At 65.0% G+C, this 15,327-nt stretch carries 17 protein-coding genes and 1 tRNA gene; 9 read left to right on the top strand and 9 right to left on the bottom strand.

Annotation, left to right across the window (positions count from 1 at the left end; genetic code table 11):
- The first annotated feature begins 118 nt into the window (after window positions 1-118).
- Window positions 119-907: an exodeoxyribonuclease III gene (gene xth / locus BGI51_RS16315; RefSeq protein WP_187978996.1), complete on the top strand. Its 789-nt coding sequence runs from the start codon at window positions 119-121 to the stop codon at window positions 905-907.
- A 4-nt stretch (window positions 908-911) separates the two neighbouring features.
- Here the strand turns inward: xth and BGI51_RS16310 are convergent, their stop codons facing one another.
- Window positions 912-1,304, bottom strand: a complete 393-nt coding sequence (locus BGI51_RS16310) for a hypothetical protein (RefSeq protein WP_187978995.1) — start codon at window positions 1,302-1,304, stop codon at window positions 912-914.
- Between the two features lie 224 nt (window positions 1,305-1,528).
- On the opposite strand from BGI51_RS16310, the gene BGI51_RS16305 reads away from it, so the two are divergent.
- The 4 genes from BGI51_RS16305 to BGI51_RS16290 all read left to right on the top strand — a co-directional run bounded on the left by BGI51_RS16305 (window position 1,529) and on the right by BGI51_RS16290 (window position 4,508).
- Window positions 1,529-2,374, top strand: a complete 846-nt coding sequence (locus tag BGI51_RS16305) for a sigma-54-dependent transcriptional regulator (RefSeq protein WP_187978994.1) — start codon at window positions 1,529-1,531, stop codon at window positions 2,372-2,374.
- Between the two features lie 202 nt (window positions 2,375-2,576).
- Complete coding sequence (gene rfbD, locus BGI51_RS16300; RefSeq protein WP_273862924.1) at window positions 2,577-3,512, top strand: dTDP-4-dehydrorhamnose reductase; 936 nt, start codon at window positions 2,577-2,579, stop codon at window positions 3,510-3,512.
- Between the two features lie 439 nt (window positions 3,513-3,951).
- The gene (locus BGI51_RS16295; RefSeq protein ID WP_187978992.1) at window positions 3,952-4,188 is read left to right on the top strand and encodes a hypothetical protein; all 237 of its coding nucleotides are present in this window, start codon (window positions 3,952-3,954) and stop codon (window positions 4,186-4,188) included.
- 113 nt (window positions 4,189-4,301) lie between these two features.
- On the top strand, window positions 4,302-4,508 hold the full coding sequence (locus tag BGI51_RS16290; protein WP_187978991.1) for a carbon storage regulator: 207 nt from the start codon (window positions 4,302-4,304) through the stop codon (window positions 4,506-4,508).
- A gap of 22 nt (window positions 4,509-4,530) precedes the next feature.
- On the opposite strand, the gene BGI51_RS16285 is transcribed toward BGI51_RS16290, so the two are convergent.
- The 6 genes from BGI51_RS16285 to dapA all read right to left on the bottom strand — a co-directional run bounded on the left by BGI51_RS16285 (window position 4,531) and on the right by dapA (window position 9,171).
- Window positions 4,531-5,001 (bottom strand): hypothetical protein, encoded by a 471-nt coding sequence (locus BGI51_RS16285; RefSeq protein ID WP_158896513.1) that lies wholly within the window; start codon window positions 4,999-5,001, stop codon window positions 4,531-4,533.
- Window positions 5,002-5,357: 356 nt separating this feature from the next.
- Window positions 5,358-5,447 (bottom strand) — tRNA-Ser (locus BGI51_RS16280).
- Window positions 5,448-5,527: 80 nt separating this feature from the next.
- Complete coding sequence (gene purC / locus BGI51_RS16275) at window positions 5,528-6,238, bottom strand: phosphoribosylaminoimidazolesuccinocarboxamide synthase (RefSeq protein ID WP_007162774.1); 711 nt, start codon at window positions 6,236-6,238, stop codon at window positions 5,528-5,530.
- Window positions 6,239-6,396: 158 nt separating this feature from the next.
- On the bottom strand, window positions 6,397-7,155 hold the full coding sequence (locus BGI51_RS16270; RefSeq protein ID WP_187978990.1) for an MBL fold metallo-hydrolase: 759 nt from the start codon (window positions 7,153-7,155) through the stop codon (window positions 6,397-6,399).
- Window positions 7,094-8,278, bottom strand: coding sequence for an outer membrane protein assembly factor BamC (gene bamC / locus BGI51_RS16265; protein ID WP_187978989.1), 1,185 nt, complete (start codon window positions 8,276-8,278; stop codon window positions 7,094-7,096). Before bamC ends, BGI51_RS16270 begins: the two co-directional genes overlap by 62 nt.
- A gap of 14 nt (window positions 8,279-8,292) precedes the next feature.
- Window positions 8,293-9,171, bottom strand: coding sequence for a 4-hydroxy-tetrahydrodipicolinate synthase (gene dapA, locus BGI51_RS16260; RefSeq protein WP_187978988.1), 879 nt, complete (start codon window positions 9,169-9,171; stop codon window positions 8,293-8,295).
- Between the two features lie 153 nt (window positions 9,172-9,324).
- Between dapA and BGI51_RS16255 the strand changes: the two genes are divergently transcribed.
- Window positions 9,325-9,885: a glycine cleavage system protein R gene (locus BGI51_RS16255; RefSeq protein WP_007162770.1), complete on the top strand. Its 561-nt coding sequence runs from the start codon at window positions 9,325-9,327 to the stop codon at window positions 9,883-9,885.
- Between the two features lie 22 nt (window positions 9,886-9,907).
- Window positions 9,908-10,381 (top strand): peroxiredoxin, encoded by a 474-nt coding sequence (locus BGI51_RS16250; RefSeq protein WP_187978987.1) that lies wholly within the window; start codon window positions 9,908-9,910, stop codon window positions 10,379-10,381.
- Here BGI51_RS16250 and BGI51_RS16245 read toward each other — a convergent pair whose 3' ends face one another.
- Window positions 10,382-10,636, bottom strand: coding sequence for a sulfurtransferase TusA family protein (locus tag BGI51_RS16245; protein ID WP_007162768.1), 255 nt, complete (start codon window positions 10,634-10,636; stop codon window positions 10,382-10,384).
- A 96-nt stretch (window positions 10,637-10,732) separates the two neighbouring features.
- Between BGI51_RS16245 and BGI51_RS16240 the strand changes: the two genes are divergently transcribed.
- Window positions 10,733-12,172, top strand: a complete 1,440-nt coding sequence (locus BGI51_RS16240) for a M48 family metalloprotease (RefSeq protein WP_187978986.1) — start codon at window positions 10,733-10,735, stop codon at window positions 12,170-12,172.
- Between the two features lie 16 nt (window positions 12,173-12,188).
- On the opposite strand, the gene nadA is transcribed toward BGI51_RS16240, so the two are convergent.
- Entirely contained in the window at window positions 12,189-13,247 is a 1,059-nt protein-coding gene (gene nadA / locus BGI51_RS16235; RefSeq protein ID WP_187981338.1) for a quinolinate synthase NadA, read from the bottom strand.
- Between the two features lie 212 nt (window positions 13,248-13,459).
- Between nadA and BGI51_RS16230 the strand changes: the two genes are divergently transcribed.
- Window positions 13,460-15,313 (top strand): pyruvate kinase, encoded by a 1,854-nt coding sequence (locus tag BGI51_RS16230; protein ID WP_187978985.1) that lies wholly within the window; start codon window positions 13,460-13,462, stop codon window positions 15,311-15,313.
- Window positions 15,314-15,327: the final 14 nt, after the last annotated feature.

Below are 15,327 nucleotides of genomic sequence, written 5' to 3'. Positions count from 1 at the left end.
CCCGAAGGTGCCAAAAAAAGTAAGTCGCAAATTAACGTGAAACAGATCACATAATCATTACTGAGGAACTGCTCATCTCTTGCCCGAGTCATGGCTATAACCTCTTCCGGAGCACTCCATGACCTCCCTTACCCTTGCGACCTATAACGTCAACGGCATTCGTGCCCGGCTGCCCGTCCTCCTGCAATGGCTGGAGCGGGAGCAGCCCGACATCGTCTGCCTGCAGGAACTGAAGGCGAAGTGTGTCGACTTTCCGCGGGCGGAACTGGAAGCTGCGGGGTATGGTGCGCTGTGGGATGGTCAGCCTTCCTGGAATGGGGTCGCCATCCTGGCGCGCGACGACCAGCCACTGGAGATTCGCCGGGGCCTGCCGGGAATGGCCGACGACCCGCAACGCCGCTACCTGGAGGCGGCGGTGAAAGGCGTGGTGGTGGCCAGCCTCTATCTACCCAACGGCAATCCCTGGCCGGGTCCCAAATTCGACTACAAGCTGACCTGGTTCGAGCGCTTCATCCAGCATGCCCAGGGGCTGAGCGAAAGTGGCCATCCCGTAGTGCTGGCGGGTGACTACAACGTGGTGCCGACCGATAGGGACATCTACGATCCCAAGTCCTGGCGCAAGGACGCCCTGCTGCAACCCGAGAGTCGTGCCTGTTTCGAACGCCTGCTGGGTCAGGGATGGTTGGATGCCCTGCGGGCCTGCCATCCGGACGAGGCGATCTACACCTACTGGGACTACTTCCGCCAACGCTGGCAGCGCAATTCAGGTCTGCGCATCGACCATCTGTTGTTGAGTCCGACGCTGCAGGACGCCTTGCAGGAAGCCGGGGTGCATCGCTGGGTACGCGACCTGGAAAAGACCAGCGACCATGCCCCCACCTGGATCCGCTTCAAGGCACCTCGCTAAGCGTTCAGGCGTCACGCAGCAGGTCGTTGGCATTGAGCAGCGCGAAGAGCACTTCCGGACGCTGGTTGAGGCCGCGGCGCACGGCCGCCGGTATCGACTGCTGGAGCTTGCGACACAGTCCCGGTCGTGACTGCAGCTCAATGAGCATGCCACGCGCGCTGCGCACCTCTCCGGGTCCCGGCTCGATGTTCAGCCGGATGCCGAGCTGCTCCTGCAGGCGCTGCTGCAGCCGCTGCAGATCGGCAACGCTGGCGACGTTTTCCAGTCGCTCCAGCAGCCGCTGCTCTTCCTTGCGATTGAGCAGGAGCGCCCGCGCATCAGCGGCGGGATCCGCCAGCACGGCTTCACGCTCGCAGGTGCAGACGCCAGCGGGACAAGGCGCACGCAGGGAAGGCATTTGAATTCGATTCCTCTTCTTCAGGGCGACCGAGACGTTCCGGCCGCTTCATGCCGGCGATAGTGGCAGCTGTGCCCAGTCTTTTGGCAGACCCTCGGACCAACGCCCTGATTCCTCGGCTTACCGCCGACAACCAAATCAATCGACTTAAAATAACCAAAAACTCTAGATGCATAGCGAAAGCTTATTTTTTGGCATAACGGGTCAGAGGATAGGATCGTGCTTTGACTGCCTATGACTTCGCCATGCCCACGCTCTCACCCGACCTTCTTATCGTTCCTGCAGATCAGCAAAGCGCCCTGACCATCCGCGCCAAGGCACTGGCCTTCGCCGATCCGCGCTCCCGAGAGCTGCTCGAACACCTAGATGAGCGGGCGCCGCAACCCCATCCCGTAGTGCTGGTGGGCGAATGGGGAACCGGTCGTGAGCTGCTGGCACGTCGGCTACACGAGCGCAGCGGCAGGACCGGGCTGTTCAGCAGCCTGAATTGCGCCTCGCTCAGTCGTCGCCATGGGGCTGCCGAACTGTTCGGCTATGTTCCCCGAGCCTATGCCGGCACCTCTGGCAGCCGCGTGGGCTGGTTCGGTACCGCCCATGGAGGCAGCCTCTATCTCGACGAGATCGCCGACCTGCCTGGCGAATTGCAGGAAGAGCTGCTGGCCGTACTACTGGATGGCAGCATCCTGCGTCTGGGCAGTAGCGTACGCACGCCCGTGGATGTCCGCCTGATTGCCGGTTCCAGCGTGGACCTGGCACAGGCGGTCGGGGCTGGCAATTTCTCTGCGCGTCTCTGGGCGCTCCTCGCGCCAGGTCTGGTGCCGGTGCCGCCGCTGCGCGAGCGCCCGGCCGACCTGCTACCCCTGGCCCGGCATTTCATCCAGCAGCATGCCGACCGCCTCGATCGCAGGGCGCCTGAGCTGACCACCGAGGACGAAACGGCGCTACTCGCCTATCCCTGGCCAGGAAACGTCCGCGAACTTGAACAGGTTCTCCATACCGCCCTGCTGACTGCCTCGACGTCAGGGCTCCAGCTTGGCAAGCTGCTGCCCTGGTCTTCCAAGACGCGCTGAACTCCGCCGACAGACGGCAGTCCTAGCCGCGTATACCACTTTGCCCGAGTCCTATCATGACCGCCCTATCCAATCCGTCGATGCTCACTCCGCCATAGCCAGCGGCTGCCACCTTTCTTCGTAAAGGTGACCAGAAACCTCGATTTGTCGCCTCGCGCGGCAGGTTTCGGTTCGTGCAGGAAAAGCCCGCGGCTTTTCAGCAATCGACTACTTTGGATTACGCCTTCAGCGGAAGGCGTTCAGGCATGGTTTCATGAATATTGTGATCACTGGCCGCTCCGGCCAGGTTTCGCGCGCCTTGCAGCGCGAGTTCGGTAGCACCCATCAATTGACCGTGCTCGGTCAAGCGGATCTGGACCTCGCCCAGACCGGACGACTGCGGGCAGCTTTCGACCGCCTGGAACCCGACCTCATCCTCAACGCCGCCGCCTATACCGCCGTGGATCAGGCTGAAGAGGACAGCGAGCGCGCCGAGGCCATCAACGCCCGCGCGCCGCAGATCCTGGCCGAGCTGGCACGCGAACGGGATATTCCCTTCGTGCACTACTCGTCCGATTACGTCTTCGACGGCAGCCGTCGCCACCCCTATACCGAGACCTGCAACCCGGCGCCCCTGAGCGTCTATGGTCGCTCCAAGCTGGCGGGTGAAGAGGCGGTGCTGGCAGCTGGAGGTCGCGCACTGGTGCTGCGCACCTCCTGGGTCTACTCCCATGACGGCCAGTGCTTCTTCAATACCATGCGCCAGCTGCTGGCCGAGCGCGACGAACTCCATGTAGTCGAGGATCAGCTCGGCGCCCCCACCTGGGCACCCACCATCGCCACCACCACGCGCCAGCTGGTCGAACGCCTGCTGGAGCAGGGCGATGTCGGCGGCCTCTATCACCTGACCAATGCCGGCCAGACCTCCTGGTACGGCTTCGCTGCCGCCATCGCCGAGCGCCTGGCGCAACGCGGCGAGCTGCGTGCCCGCCTCTACCCGACAACAACCGAACACTACCCAACGCCGGCCACGCGACCGCTCTATTCCTGCCTGGATTGCCGCAAGATCGAGGCGGTCCTGCCGGCCGCCTTGCCACACTGGCAGGCCGACTTCGACCGCTGCTGGGCGTTGTTCGAGCGCGACAGACAGCTGAACTGAGCGTGCAGGACCCCGGCGGATCTGTCCGCCGGGTCGCCCCAGATCGAAGGTCAGGAGGGGTGTCTTCCCTCACTGTAGCTCCCGCTCGTCACTCTCGCGGGTAAGCTCAGCCATGTCGTCGCCTGTCCCTTCCCGGATGATCCTGGCAGATCGTGAGGGTGATCCCGTCGTCGTTCGTGATGGTCTCCAGGCTGGTCATGTCGGATACGAAGGCGACCGACCCTGGCCGCGACAGTTGTCGGCCGTCGAACGATCCGGCCTGAGATCAGAAGGCGCCCCCTACCGCGCCCGCCGACCACCCAGGGCTTCAGCCAATACCTCTTGTCCGTTCAGCGGAAAAAAAAGCTGATCGCGCTATCGATCCCATCCAGACTGTTCATCAGCAGTCGATAAGATCCATGGCGATACTCTCCAACAAGAACAGCAGCCGGAGCCTCCCATGCCAGAAGAATACGAAAGCGATATCCGTCCCTATGCGAGACCGGCGCGGAAATCCGATTTCAATGAAATGGCCGCCGCCGTGGCCGCCGCCATCTCCGTCTGGGCCCTGGCCACCCTGATCGCCGTCATCGCGGGCTATCACGGCAGTGGGGCGACCAACACCATCAACCTGCTGGTGATGGTCTCGGGAGGTCTGGGATTCGTTGGACGCCGCTGGCAACTGGGACGTCGATAGCGGTCTAGGACCTGCGCCAAGCCCCTGGAGCAGCACCAACAATCTGCCTACTGATTCTCACAAAGGGCGGAACTGTTTATCATCGGCGCCCTGAAATCATGGCAGGGATGCTCATGTCTTATCTGGTCTTGACCCGTCGCACCGACGAAATCATCAATCTATCCCTCAAGCCGGGAGCTGATGAAGAACAGCTGCTGGATCTGCTGTTCAATGGCGGCATCAACATCCGCATCCTCAAGGTGCAGGGCGACCGCGTGCAGATAGGCGTCCAGGCGCCTGCCGACATCAGCATCATGCGTCAGGAGTTGCTGCCCTTCTAGGTCGGCCGGTAACCGCCAGGCGCTACCTGGACCAAGGCGAGTGGCGATTGCGTACGTACTCGAAGCGCCCCTCCAGTCCCCGCCATTCCACACCCTGCCAGAGTTCGGGAGCCAGCGTCCCTTCGGCCTGCAGATCCGCACGATAGTGGGGGAAGAACGGCTGGCCATTGCGCAGCACGATCACGTTGTGGCGCTCCTCGATCTGGGCGATGAGGTCCAGAACGGCTTCGGACGAGCGTCCGCCGCTCAGGCAATAGCAGCTGCCATATTGGTGCAGCATGCTTTCGAAGCGGTAACGATAGAGGGTGCAGCGATCGGTTTCGAGGTGAACGCTCTGCCCCTTGGCATCCTGCAAGGCGTGATGAACGCAGTGGTCGCAATCCTCGAATTCCTGCCGCGACTCCACCCACTCACCGAGAAACTGCTTCTTCCACCGCCACACCAGCAGCCCACGATCTTCAGGCCGTGAGTACACGCTGACCTTGTAGAACATCGCTCGACTCCTCTTATTGTTATGCGCCGAAGCCATCGTCCAACGGCTGCCGCCTGCTGCTCGGCCATCGGAGATCGCACGCTCTGTGGCGTACATTTCCAGCATCGCTCCATTTGCCCGAAGCGTCCAGCCATTCCCAGACGCCGATCACTACCGCCCGACGGCATGCAGCGACCATGGACAGCGGTGCGTTGGCTGCCGAACCAGCCGCAGCTTCGTCCAGCGTCGATACCAGATGCCGGCGGTCCCACTTCGTAAATAATCCGCATCAGACCGGGACAAACTTCCGATCCAGAGCCGAAATCCGGCCAATAAAAAAACCCCGAGGTGCCTGGCACACTCGGGTTTTTCGTAATTGGCGGAGAGATAGGGATTTGAACCCTAGGAGCCATTGCTGACTCAACGGATTTCGAATCCGTCCCGTTCGACCACTCCGGCATCTCTCCAACGCGGCGCATGATACCAGCGATGCGGGCAAAAGCGAACAAGCAATTGCAAAAAAAGCTCTGGTATCAGCGGCTTGCGTTTAGAGTGGGACGCCCAGGCGCTGGGCGACCTCCTCGTAGGCCTCGATCACCCCACCCAGACCCTGGCGGAAGCGATCCTTGTCCATCTTCTTGCGGGTTTCCTTGTCCCACAGGCGGCTGCCGTCCGGGCTGAATTCGTCGCCCAGCACGACCTTGCCATGGAACAGGCCGAATTCCAGCTTGAAGTCCACCAGCAGCAGGCCGGCGTCGTCGAACAGCTGCTTGAGGATGTCGTTGATGCGGAAGGTCAGCGCCTTCATCTCGGCCAGCTGGTCGAGGGTCGCCCAGCCAAAGGCCTGGACGTGGCTTTCGTTGACCATCGGATCGTGCAGCGCATCGTTCTTCAGGAAGAGTTCGAAGGTCGGCGGCGTCAGCTCCAGGCCCTCTTCCACGCCCAGACGGCGCACCAGGCTGCCGGCGGCGAAGTTGCGCACCACGCACTCCACCGGAATCATCTCCAGCTTCTTGACCAGGCATTCGTTGTCGCCCAGCAGTTGCTCGAACTGGGTGGGGATGCCGGCGGCTTCGAGCTTCTGCATGACGAAGGCATTGAACTTGTTGTTCACCATGCCCTTGCGCTCGAGTTGCTCGATGCGCTCGCCATCGAAGGCAGAGGTGTCGTTGCGGAACAACAGGACCAGGCGATCGGGATCGTCGGTAGTGAATACCGACTTGGCCTTGCCACGGTAGAGTTCTGCGCGTTTTTCCATCTTGGACTCCGGTTCGAATGGCTTGCAGGCTGTGGACGAACGCAGGTGAGACGACCGGTTCGGAACGAGTACAGCCGGGAAGCGCAGTTTACATAGGATCGTGGATCTTTTGGCCGTGCAGCAGCACCCGGCCGCCAAAGAAAAACCGGGTCAGCGCCTCAGGCGATGGCCTGCCAGTCCAGACCCTGCTGCTGATCGGCGATCTGCAGCCAGTCCGCGTCGCAGCCCAGCGCGTTGGTGAAGCAGGCGCGGGCAAGCCAGGGGTTGTTGTTCTTCTCGCTCAGGTGGGCGAGCACCAGATGCTGCAGGCGCGGACAGGCCAGCTCCATCACCAGGTCAGCCGATTGCCGGTTGTTGAGATGCCCGCGCACCCCGCCGACCCGTGCCTTGAGGTGATAGGGATAGGGTCCCGCGGCGAGCATGTTGCTGTCGTGGTTGGCTTCGATCACCAGGGCATCCAGGCCGCGGTAATGCGCCAGCACCCCTGGGGTCGCCTCGCCGAGATCGGTGAGCACGCCCAGGCGCTTGCGGCCGTCGTCGAAGACGAACTGGGTCGGCTCCAGGGCGTCATGGGACACCTGCACCACCGTCACTTCCAGCGCATCCAGTACCAGCCGTTCGCCGTCCACCAGCAGCCCCTGGGCCGCCACCGGCTTGCGCAGGCCACGCCCGGTACCGGCACTGTAATAGACCGGCACCCCGTGCTTGCGCGCCAGCAGCTCGACGCCCTGCACGTGATCGGAGTGTTCGTGGGTGACCAGGACGGCGTCCAGCTGGGCAGGTACCACACCCAGCCGGGCCAGGCGACGTTCGGCTTCCCGCAGGGAGAAGCCGCAGTCGATCAGCACATAGCTGTTATGGCTGTGCACCAGGGTCGAGTTGCCCCGACTGCCGCTGCCCAGGATTGCGAAGCGCATATTGCATGCTCGTCTGAAGCTTTTTCAGCACGCCTTCGGCGATGTCCTGGGGTGCTGCGGTGTTGATGGTCTTGTCCAGGGTAACCTGGACGGTGTTGCCCACCGAGGTGAGGCGCACCTGGAAGCGCCGGGCGCGGGCGTCTTCCTCTTCCTTGGTCTCGCCCTTGCCGAACAAGCGGCCGAAGAAGCCCGGCTTGCGTTCTTCAGGCTTCTGCGCGCCTTCGGCGATGTTCACGTAGTAGACGCCCAGGCTGCGATCCATGTCGTCGACGCGGATGTCGGCGCCTTCGATGGCGCGACCCACGCTGGACCAGGCGCGATTCAGATCGCTTTCCAGCACCAGCATGGGCACGCCGCTGCCGTCGACCTCGTAGGTCACGCGCTCCGGGGTGTCGTAGCCACCGGCGGCCAGCAGCGAGACCGAGCCACTGCCCTGCTCGCTGCGGTCCAGGCCGGCCAGCACCTGATTCAGCAGGGCGTCATCGAGCGCGGAGCTGTTCTGGCTGCTGGACCAGGACGGCTCGCTGGAGCTGCCCTGGCTGCGGGTCTGGGTCTGGAGGAAGATCTCGCTGCTGCCCGGCTGTACGCCCGGCTCGATGCGCAGGCGGGTCCGCAGCTCGTTGCCCGGTTGCAGGCGGCCGTTGGTGCTCAGGCTGCGCGCCAGCGGCGTCGACAGCTCGGTGGGCGCCTGCCAGGCGGTGATGATCTCACCGGTCTGCGGGCGCTCTTCGGCAATGCGGAAGCCATTGTCGGTCAGGTACTGACGAGCCACCGGCCAGACATTGGCCGGGACCTTCTGGGCGGCCAGCCAGCGGGCATTGCCGCTGCGCTGCACGCTGAACTGCTCGTTGCCACCCCCCTGGACGGCCAGCGCCTGGGGTTTCGGCACTTCGAAGCCATAGGAGCGATTCTGGGTATCGGCCACATTGGCCGGGATCGGCAACAGCGGATCCATCGGCTTGGCCTGGACATCCGTCGGCACCTGCATGGGGCCGGTCTCGCGGGATTCGAGGTAGTCATTGCCGCGATCGCGGAAATAGCCATGCTCGCCCCACACCCAGCTGCAACCACTGGCGGTGGCCACGGCCAGACCCAGCGTCGTCAAACCCAGAACACGTTTCATCGACTGCTTCCTAATCACGCCAGCACTCCCGCCTGACGCAGGGCCTGACGTACCACTTCGTGGCAGCGCGAGCTGAGCCAGGTCAGCGGCAGACGGATACCGGCGTCGATCATGCCCATTTCATGCAGGGCCCACTTCACCGGGATCGGATTCGATTCGATGAACAGATTCTTGTGCAGCGGCATCAGCTTTTCGTTGAGCGCGCGTGCGGTGTCGGCATCGCCACGCATGGCGGCGGCGCAGAGTTCGCTCATGGCGCGCGGCGCGACATTGGCGGTCACCGAGATGTTGCCCTTGCCGCCCAGCAGCATGAGTTCGGCGGCGGTGGCGTCATCGCCCGAGTAGACCAGGAAGTCCTTGCTGACCCGGGAGAGAATGTCGCGTGCGCGCGCCAGGTCGCCGGTGGCTTCCTTGATGCCGATGATGTTCGGCACCTTGGCCAGCCGCTCGACGGTCTCGGCCAGCATGTCGCAGGCGGTGCGGCCGGGCACGTTGTAGAGGATCTGCGGAATGGCGACGGTTTCGGCGATCATGCGGAAGTGCTGATACAGCCCTTCCTGGGTCGGCTTGTTGTAATAGGGCACGACCAGCAGACAGGCGTCGGCGCCCGCGTCCTTGGCGGCGCGGGTCAGGTCGATGGCCTCACGGGTGGAATTGCCGCCGGTGCCGGCGATCACCGGGATGCGGCCCTTGATCTGCTCGACCACATGACGGATCACGGCCACGTGCTCGTCGACGTCGACCGTGGCGGATTCGCCCGAGGTGCCCACCGCGACGATGGCGTCGGTGCCTTCGGCGAGATGGAAGTCCACCAGCTTGGTCAGGTTGTCCCAGTCGATACGCCCCTGGGCGTCCATAGGGGTGACCAGCGCCACCATGCTCCCCGCAATCATGCAACCGCTCCTGCCGGAAAAAGAGAGCGGTAATGGTACTGACGCCTCTGCGCCAGCACAAGCAACGTGCCCCCAACGGGCATTCCCCCCGCGAGCGCTTTTCGCTACCCTTCCGCCTTTGCCAGTCTGTATCTCCCCCTGCCAGGAACCCTAATGTCCGCTACCCCCCCGATTCGCGAACAATTTCTCGTCATCAGTGCGCTGGGCGCCAATCCCATGGAGCTGACCAACGTGCTCTACCGCAGCTGCATGGACAACCGCTGCGCGGTGGTCAGCAGCCGGCTGAGCCGGCACGGGGAATACAGCGCGCTGATCCTGCAGGTCTCCGGCAACTGGGACGGCCTGGCGCGCCTCGAAGGCGGCCTCGCCGGCCTCGGCAAGCGCCACGGCTTCACCGTCGGCGTCACCCGCAGCGCCGCCCTGGAGAATCGTCCCCAGGCCCTGCCGTACGTCGTCTATGTCAGCGCCGCCTATCGCCCGGACATCCTCAACGAACTCTGCCAGTTCTTCGCCGACCACAAGATCGAAGTGGAGAATCTGGTCTGCGATTCCTACCAGGCGCCCCAGACCGGCGGCACCATGCTCAACGCCACCATCACCGTGACCCTGCCCGCCGGCACCCAGATCAGCTGGCTGCGCGATCAGTTCCTGGATTTCGCCGACGCCCTCAATCTGGATGCCCTGATCGAGCCCTGGCGGCCGCAGAGCAACTGACCGAACCCGCAAGGAGCTGCCCATGAGCGTGACCCTCGACCAACCGCTTCCGGATTTCCAGGCCCAGGCCACCAGCGGCCTCGAGGTCTCGCCCGCCAGCCTGCGCGGTCGCCAGGCGGTGCTGTACTTCTATCCCAAGGACAACACCCCCGGCTGCACCACCCAGGGCCAGGGCTTTCGCGATCTGCACGAGCAGTTCCAGGCGGCCGATACCCTGATCCTGGGCGTCAGCCGTGACAGCCTGCGCACCCACGAGAATTTCCGCACCAAGCAGGGCTTTCCCTTCGAGCTGATCAGCGACAAGGACGAGACCCTCTGCCAGCTGTTCGACGTGATGCGGCAGAAGAAGCTCTATGGCAAGGACTACATCGGCGTGGATCGCAGTACCTTCCTCATCGACCGGGAAGGCGTGGTACGCCAGATCTGGCGCGGCGTGAAGGTCCCCGGGCATGTCGCCGAGGTGCTGGCCGCCGCCCAGGCACTCAACCAGGTCTGATCAGGCCTTGCGCAGCCAGTAGCGAAAGGTCTCCCCCGCCACCTCTTCGCCCACCAGAGCATGGCCCGACAGTTTGGCGAAGGTGCGGAAGTCGCGTTGCGAACCGGCATCGGTCGCCACCACGGCCAGTACCTCGCCGGAAGACAGCCGATTGAGTTCCAGCTTGGCCTTGAGCAGCGGCATGGGGCAACTCAGGCCGCTGGCGTCCAGCTGGGCGGTCACGGCGCCGGTGTAGGGTTGGCTCAGATCGGCCATGGGATTCTCCATTGAGGGCTGCGTCAGTGCCCGGGGTTGCTAGGCACCCAGACGACGGGCCGCTAAAGTAGCGCTTTTGCGGCCACGAGTCTTGCCATGAACGTCCTGCGCCCCGCCCTGCTGTCCCTGGCGCTGCTCGCCGCGCCCTTTCTGGCGCAGGGGGCGAACGATCTGCCGTCGCTGGGCGATGCCAGCTCTTCGATCGTCTCGCCCGAGCAGGAGTTTCAGATGGGCCGCGCCTGGCTGAGCATGCTCCGCGGCCAGGTCCCGACCATCAACGATCCGCAGCTCAAGCAATTCGTCGAACAGACCGTCTACAAGCTGGCCGAGACCAGCGATCTGCAGGACCACCGCCTGGTCTTCATCCTGATCAAGGATCCCGAGATCAACGCCTTCGCCGCTCCCGGTGGGGTGATCGGGGTGAATGGCGGGCTGTTCCTCAAATCGGAAACCGAAGCCGAGTACGCGGCGGTCATGGCCCACGAACTGGGTCACCTTATCCAGCGCCACTTCGCCCGCGGGGTGGAAAACCAGCAACGCATGCAGCTGCCGCTGATGGCGGCCCTGCTCGCCGGGATCGTTGCGGCCGCGGCCGGCGGTGGCGACGTGGGGATCGCCGCCATCGCCTCGACCCAGGCGGCGGCAATCCAGAGCCAGTTGCGCTTTTCCCGCCTCAACGAGCAGGAGGCTGACCGCGTCGGCATCGTCAATCTTGAGCGCGCCGGCTACGATCCGCGCGCCATGCCGGAGATGTTCGGTCGGCTCGCCCGCCAGTATCGCTATGACCGTACCCCACCGGAGTTTCTGCTGACCCACCCGGTCACCGACAGCCGGATCGCCGATACCCAGGCGCGCGCCGAGCGTTTTCCCAAGGGCGGCGTCGAGGACAGCAAGCGCTTCCAGCTGATGAAGGTGCGCACCCAGATGTACTTCGAGGAGACCGCCGGCCTGCTGGTGAAGCGCTATCGCGCCCAGCTGCAGGAGGCGCCGGACAACGATCCGGTGCGCTATGGTCTGGCCATGGGACTGACCAAGCAGGGCCAGCTCAACGAGGCGCGCGACACCCTCGCGCCGCTGCTGCGCAAGGCCCCGGACGACATCAGCTACAACCTCGCCCAGGTCGATCTGGACATCACCGCCAATCGCCTGCCTGACGCCCAGAAACGCGTGCAGCGGCTGATGGACCTCTATCCGGACGATCTGGCCGTGAGTCTGGCCCAGGTGGACATGCTCGGCCGCACTAAGCAGGCCAAGGCCGCCAGCCAGTTGCTCGACAAACTGATCAAGCAGCGGCCGATCGATCCGGACCTGTGGAATCAGGCGGCGGACGTTCGCGGCCAGGCCGGTGATCTAGTCGGGGTGCACCAGGCACGAGCCGAGTACTTCGCCCTGACCGGTGACTACAACCAGGCGATCCAGCAACTGGGCTTCGCCAAGCAGCGCGCCGCCAGCAACTATCAGCTGGCCGCGCGGATCGACGCCCGCCAGCAGGAGATGATCGCCCAGCGCAAGCTGAGCGAAGAGATCCTGCGATAGAGCCCGGGCAGCGCCCTCAGGCGTTGCCCTTGACCTTCAGCTGCAGCGCCTGGGTGAAGTCGAGCATGCGCTTGAGCGGCTTGACCGCCCGGGGGATGAGCGCCGGATCGACCAGCACCTCGCCGGAGCCGTCGAGCAGGCAGTTGAGGGTGCGCTCCAGGGTGTTCATCGCCATCCAGGGACAGTGGGCGCAGCTGCGACAGGCGGCGCCGTTGCCGGCGGTGGGTGCCTCGATGAAGACCTTGTCGGGGCAGGCCTGCTGCATCTTGTAGAAGATGCCGCGATCGGTGGCGACGATGAACTGGCGATTGGGCAGCGTCTGGGCCGCCTTGATCATCTGACTGGTGGAACCGACATGGTCGGCCAGTTCGATCACCGCCTCGGGCGACTCCGGATGCACCAGGATGGCCGCCTCCGGATAGAGCCGCTTGAGGTCTTCCAGCTGGCTGGCCTTGAACTCCTCGTGGACGATGCAGGAGCCTTCCCACAGCAGCATGTCGGCGCCGGTCTCGCGCTGGATATAGCGACCCAGGTGGCGATCGGGGGCCCAGAGGATGGTCTCGTCGTTGTCCATCAGGTGCTCGACGATGTCCAGCGCGCAGCCGGACGTCACCACCCAGTCCGCGCGGGCCTTCACCGCGGCCGAGGTGTTGGCGTAGACCACCACGGTGCGCTCGGGATGCTGGTCGCAGAAGGCGGAGAATTCCTCCACCGGGCAGCCCAGGTCCAGGGAGCAGGTGGCCTCCAGGGTCGGCATCAGCACGCGCTTTTCCGGGTTGAGGATCTTGGCCGTCTCGCCCATGAACTTGACCCCGGCCACCACCACGGTGGACGCCGGGTGGCGATTGCCGAAGCGGGCCATCTCCAGGGAGTCGGCGACGCAACCGCCGGTCTCCTCGGCCAGCGCCTGGATCAGCGGATCGGTGTAGTAGTGGGCGAGCAGCACCGCGTTCTGCGCCTTGAGCTCGCGGGCGATGGCGGTCCTGTAGGCCGCGATCTCGTCCGGCCCGAGCGCCTTGGGCTGCTTGGCGGCCAGATGGGCCTGGACCAGGAGACGTTCGGAAATCTGCACCATGGCGGGTACCTGAAAACGGGGGTCGTCAAGGCCGCGCATCATAGCAGCATCCTCGCCGACTCCCTATGGGCGGCAGCGGCGGCCGTCGCCAACAGTGGCCATCTGCCGCTAATGTCTGGCAACACTTGGCTTTTCACTTCTGCGGCGGCCATGGGTCCGAGACAGGAACGCCCGGTGAGCGTCTCGCCTGGGCCCTCTGCTGGAGATCTAGCGTGTCGTCCCGTTCGACCTCGCGTTCCCGAACCCCCGAGCAGGCTCTCGCCACCCTGCTGGATAAGCTGCGCGCCCTGCAGGGTGCCCTGGAGCAGGCCGCCGCCGAGCCGCGGCTGGATCGGCAGGCGCTCAATCCCGCCTACCGCGCCAGTGCCCAGAATCTGCTCGCCTATCTGGCGCTGCGCGACAACGATCTGCATGGCCTGCAGCTGCAACTCTCCGCCCTGGGGCTGTCGTCCCTGGGGCGCTCCGAAGCCGCCGTGCTGCCGACCGTGGCGACCCTCATCAACACCCTGGAGCGCCTGCTCGGTGGCAGCCCGGCGACGCGGCCGACGACCAGGGCCGCCAACCCCCTGGCAGACCATGCGCGGGCATTGTTCGGCACGCCCGCCGCCGCGCGGGAGGTCCGCATCATGGTCACCTTGCCCAGCGAGGCCGCGGACGATTATGCGCTGGCACGCGACCTGCTGGCGGGCCATATGGATTGCGCGCGCATCAACTGCGCCCACGACGAACCGGCCAGCTGGATGCGCATGATCGAACACGTGCGGCGGGCCAGCGCGGAGCTGGACCAGCCCTGCAAGGTATTCATGGACCTGCCGGGCCCCAAGCTGCGCACCGGGCCCATCGCCACGGGCGTGGCGGTAAAGAAGGTCAAGCCCGAGCGCGACGCCCAGGGCCGCGTCCGCCAGCCGGCGCGGATCTGGCTGACCGGCCGCCGCCGGCCGCGACCGGCGCCCTCCCCGGCGGCTGCCAGCATCCAGGTGGGCGAACGCTGGCTAGCTGGCCTGCGGGCGGGCGAGCGGATCCAGCTAAGGGACACGCGCCAGGCGCGGCGGCGCTGGACGGTCGTCGAGGTCGGAGACCGCGGCTGCTGGGCGGAGGCGACCAGGACCAGCTACCTCACGCCCGGACTGCGCCTGAGCGTCGCGCGCGATGGACGCAGGCGGCACAGTCGCATCGGCGACTTCGCCCCGCAGCCGGGCGCCCTGCGGCTGGCCGAGAACGATCTGCTGATCCTGACCGCCGACCAGACGCCCGGTCGGCCCGCCAGCCAGGACAGCGGCGGGCGCCTGCTGACACCCGCCACCCTGGGCTGCACCCTGCCCCAGGTATTCGCCGACGTCCGTAGCAGCGAGCCGGTCTGGTTCGACGATGGCAAGATCGGCGGGCTGATCGAATGCGCCGATCAGGACGCGCTGCAGATCCGTATCACCCAGGCACCGGGCGGCGCCAAGCTCAAGGGCGACAAGGGCATCAACTTTCCCCAGAGTACCCTGCGGCTGGCAGCGCTGGGCGAACAGGACCTCGCGGCCCTGGCCTTTGCCGCCGAGCATGCGGACGGCATCGAGATGTCCTTCGTCAACAGCGCGGACGACGTCCGCGCGCTGCTCGCGGAACTGGCGCGCCTGCAGGCCGAGCACCTGGGTGTGGTGCTGAAGATAGAAACGCGCCGGGGCTTCGACAACCTTCCCGCCCTGTTGCTGGCGGGCATGCAGCGCGGCGGCTTCGGCGTGATGATCGCCCGCGGCGATCTGGCGGTGGAAGGCGGCTTCGAGCGCCTGGCGGCGCTGCAGGAAGACATTCTCTGCCTGTGCGAAGCGGCCCACGTGCCGGTGATCTGGGCGACCCAGGTGCTTGAAAACCTGGCCAAGAAGGGTTCGCCTTCGCGCGCCGAGATCACTGATGCCGCCACCGGAGTCCGCGCCGAATGCGTGATGCTCAACAAGGGCCCGCACATCCTCAAGGCGGTCGCCACCCTGGATGAACTGCTGGTGCGGATGCAGGGCTACAACAACAAGAAGCGCCAGCTGCTGCGCAAGCTGGAACTGGCTTCGCCCTGGGCGGACTGATCCGCCCGGGGCTG

Origin of the sequence: Pseudomonas oryzihabitans (assembly GCF_014522265.1) — a bacterium.
Lineage (GTDB): Bacteria > Pseudomonadota > Gammaproteobacteria > Pseudomonadales > Pseudomonadaceae > Chryseomonas > Chryseomonas aestiva.
The sequence above is the reverse complement of the archived record's forward strand: the minus strand, read 5'-3'. Positions and strand labels throughout refer to the sequence as shown.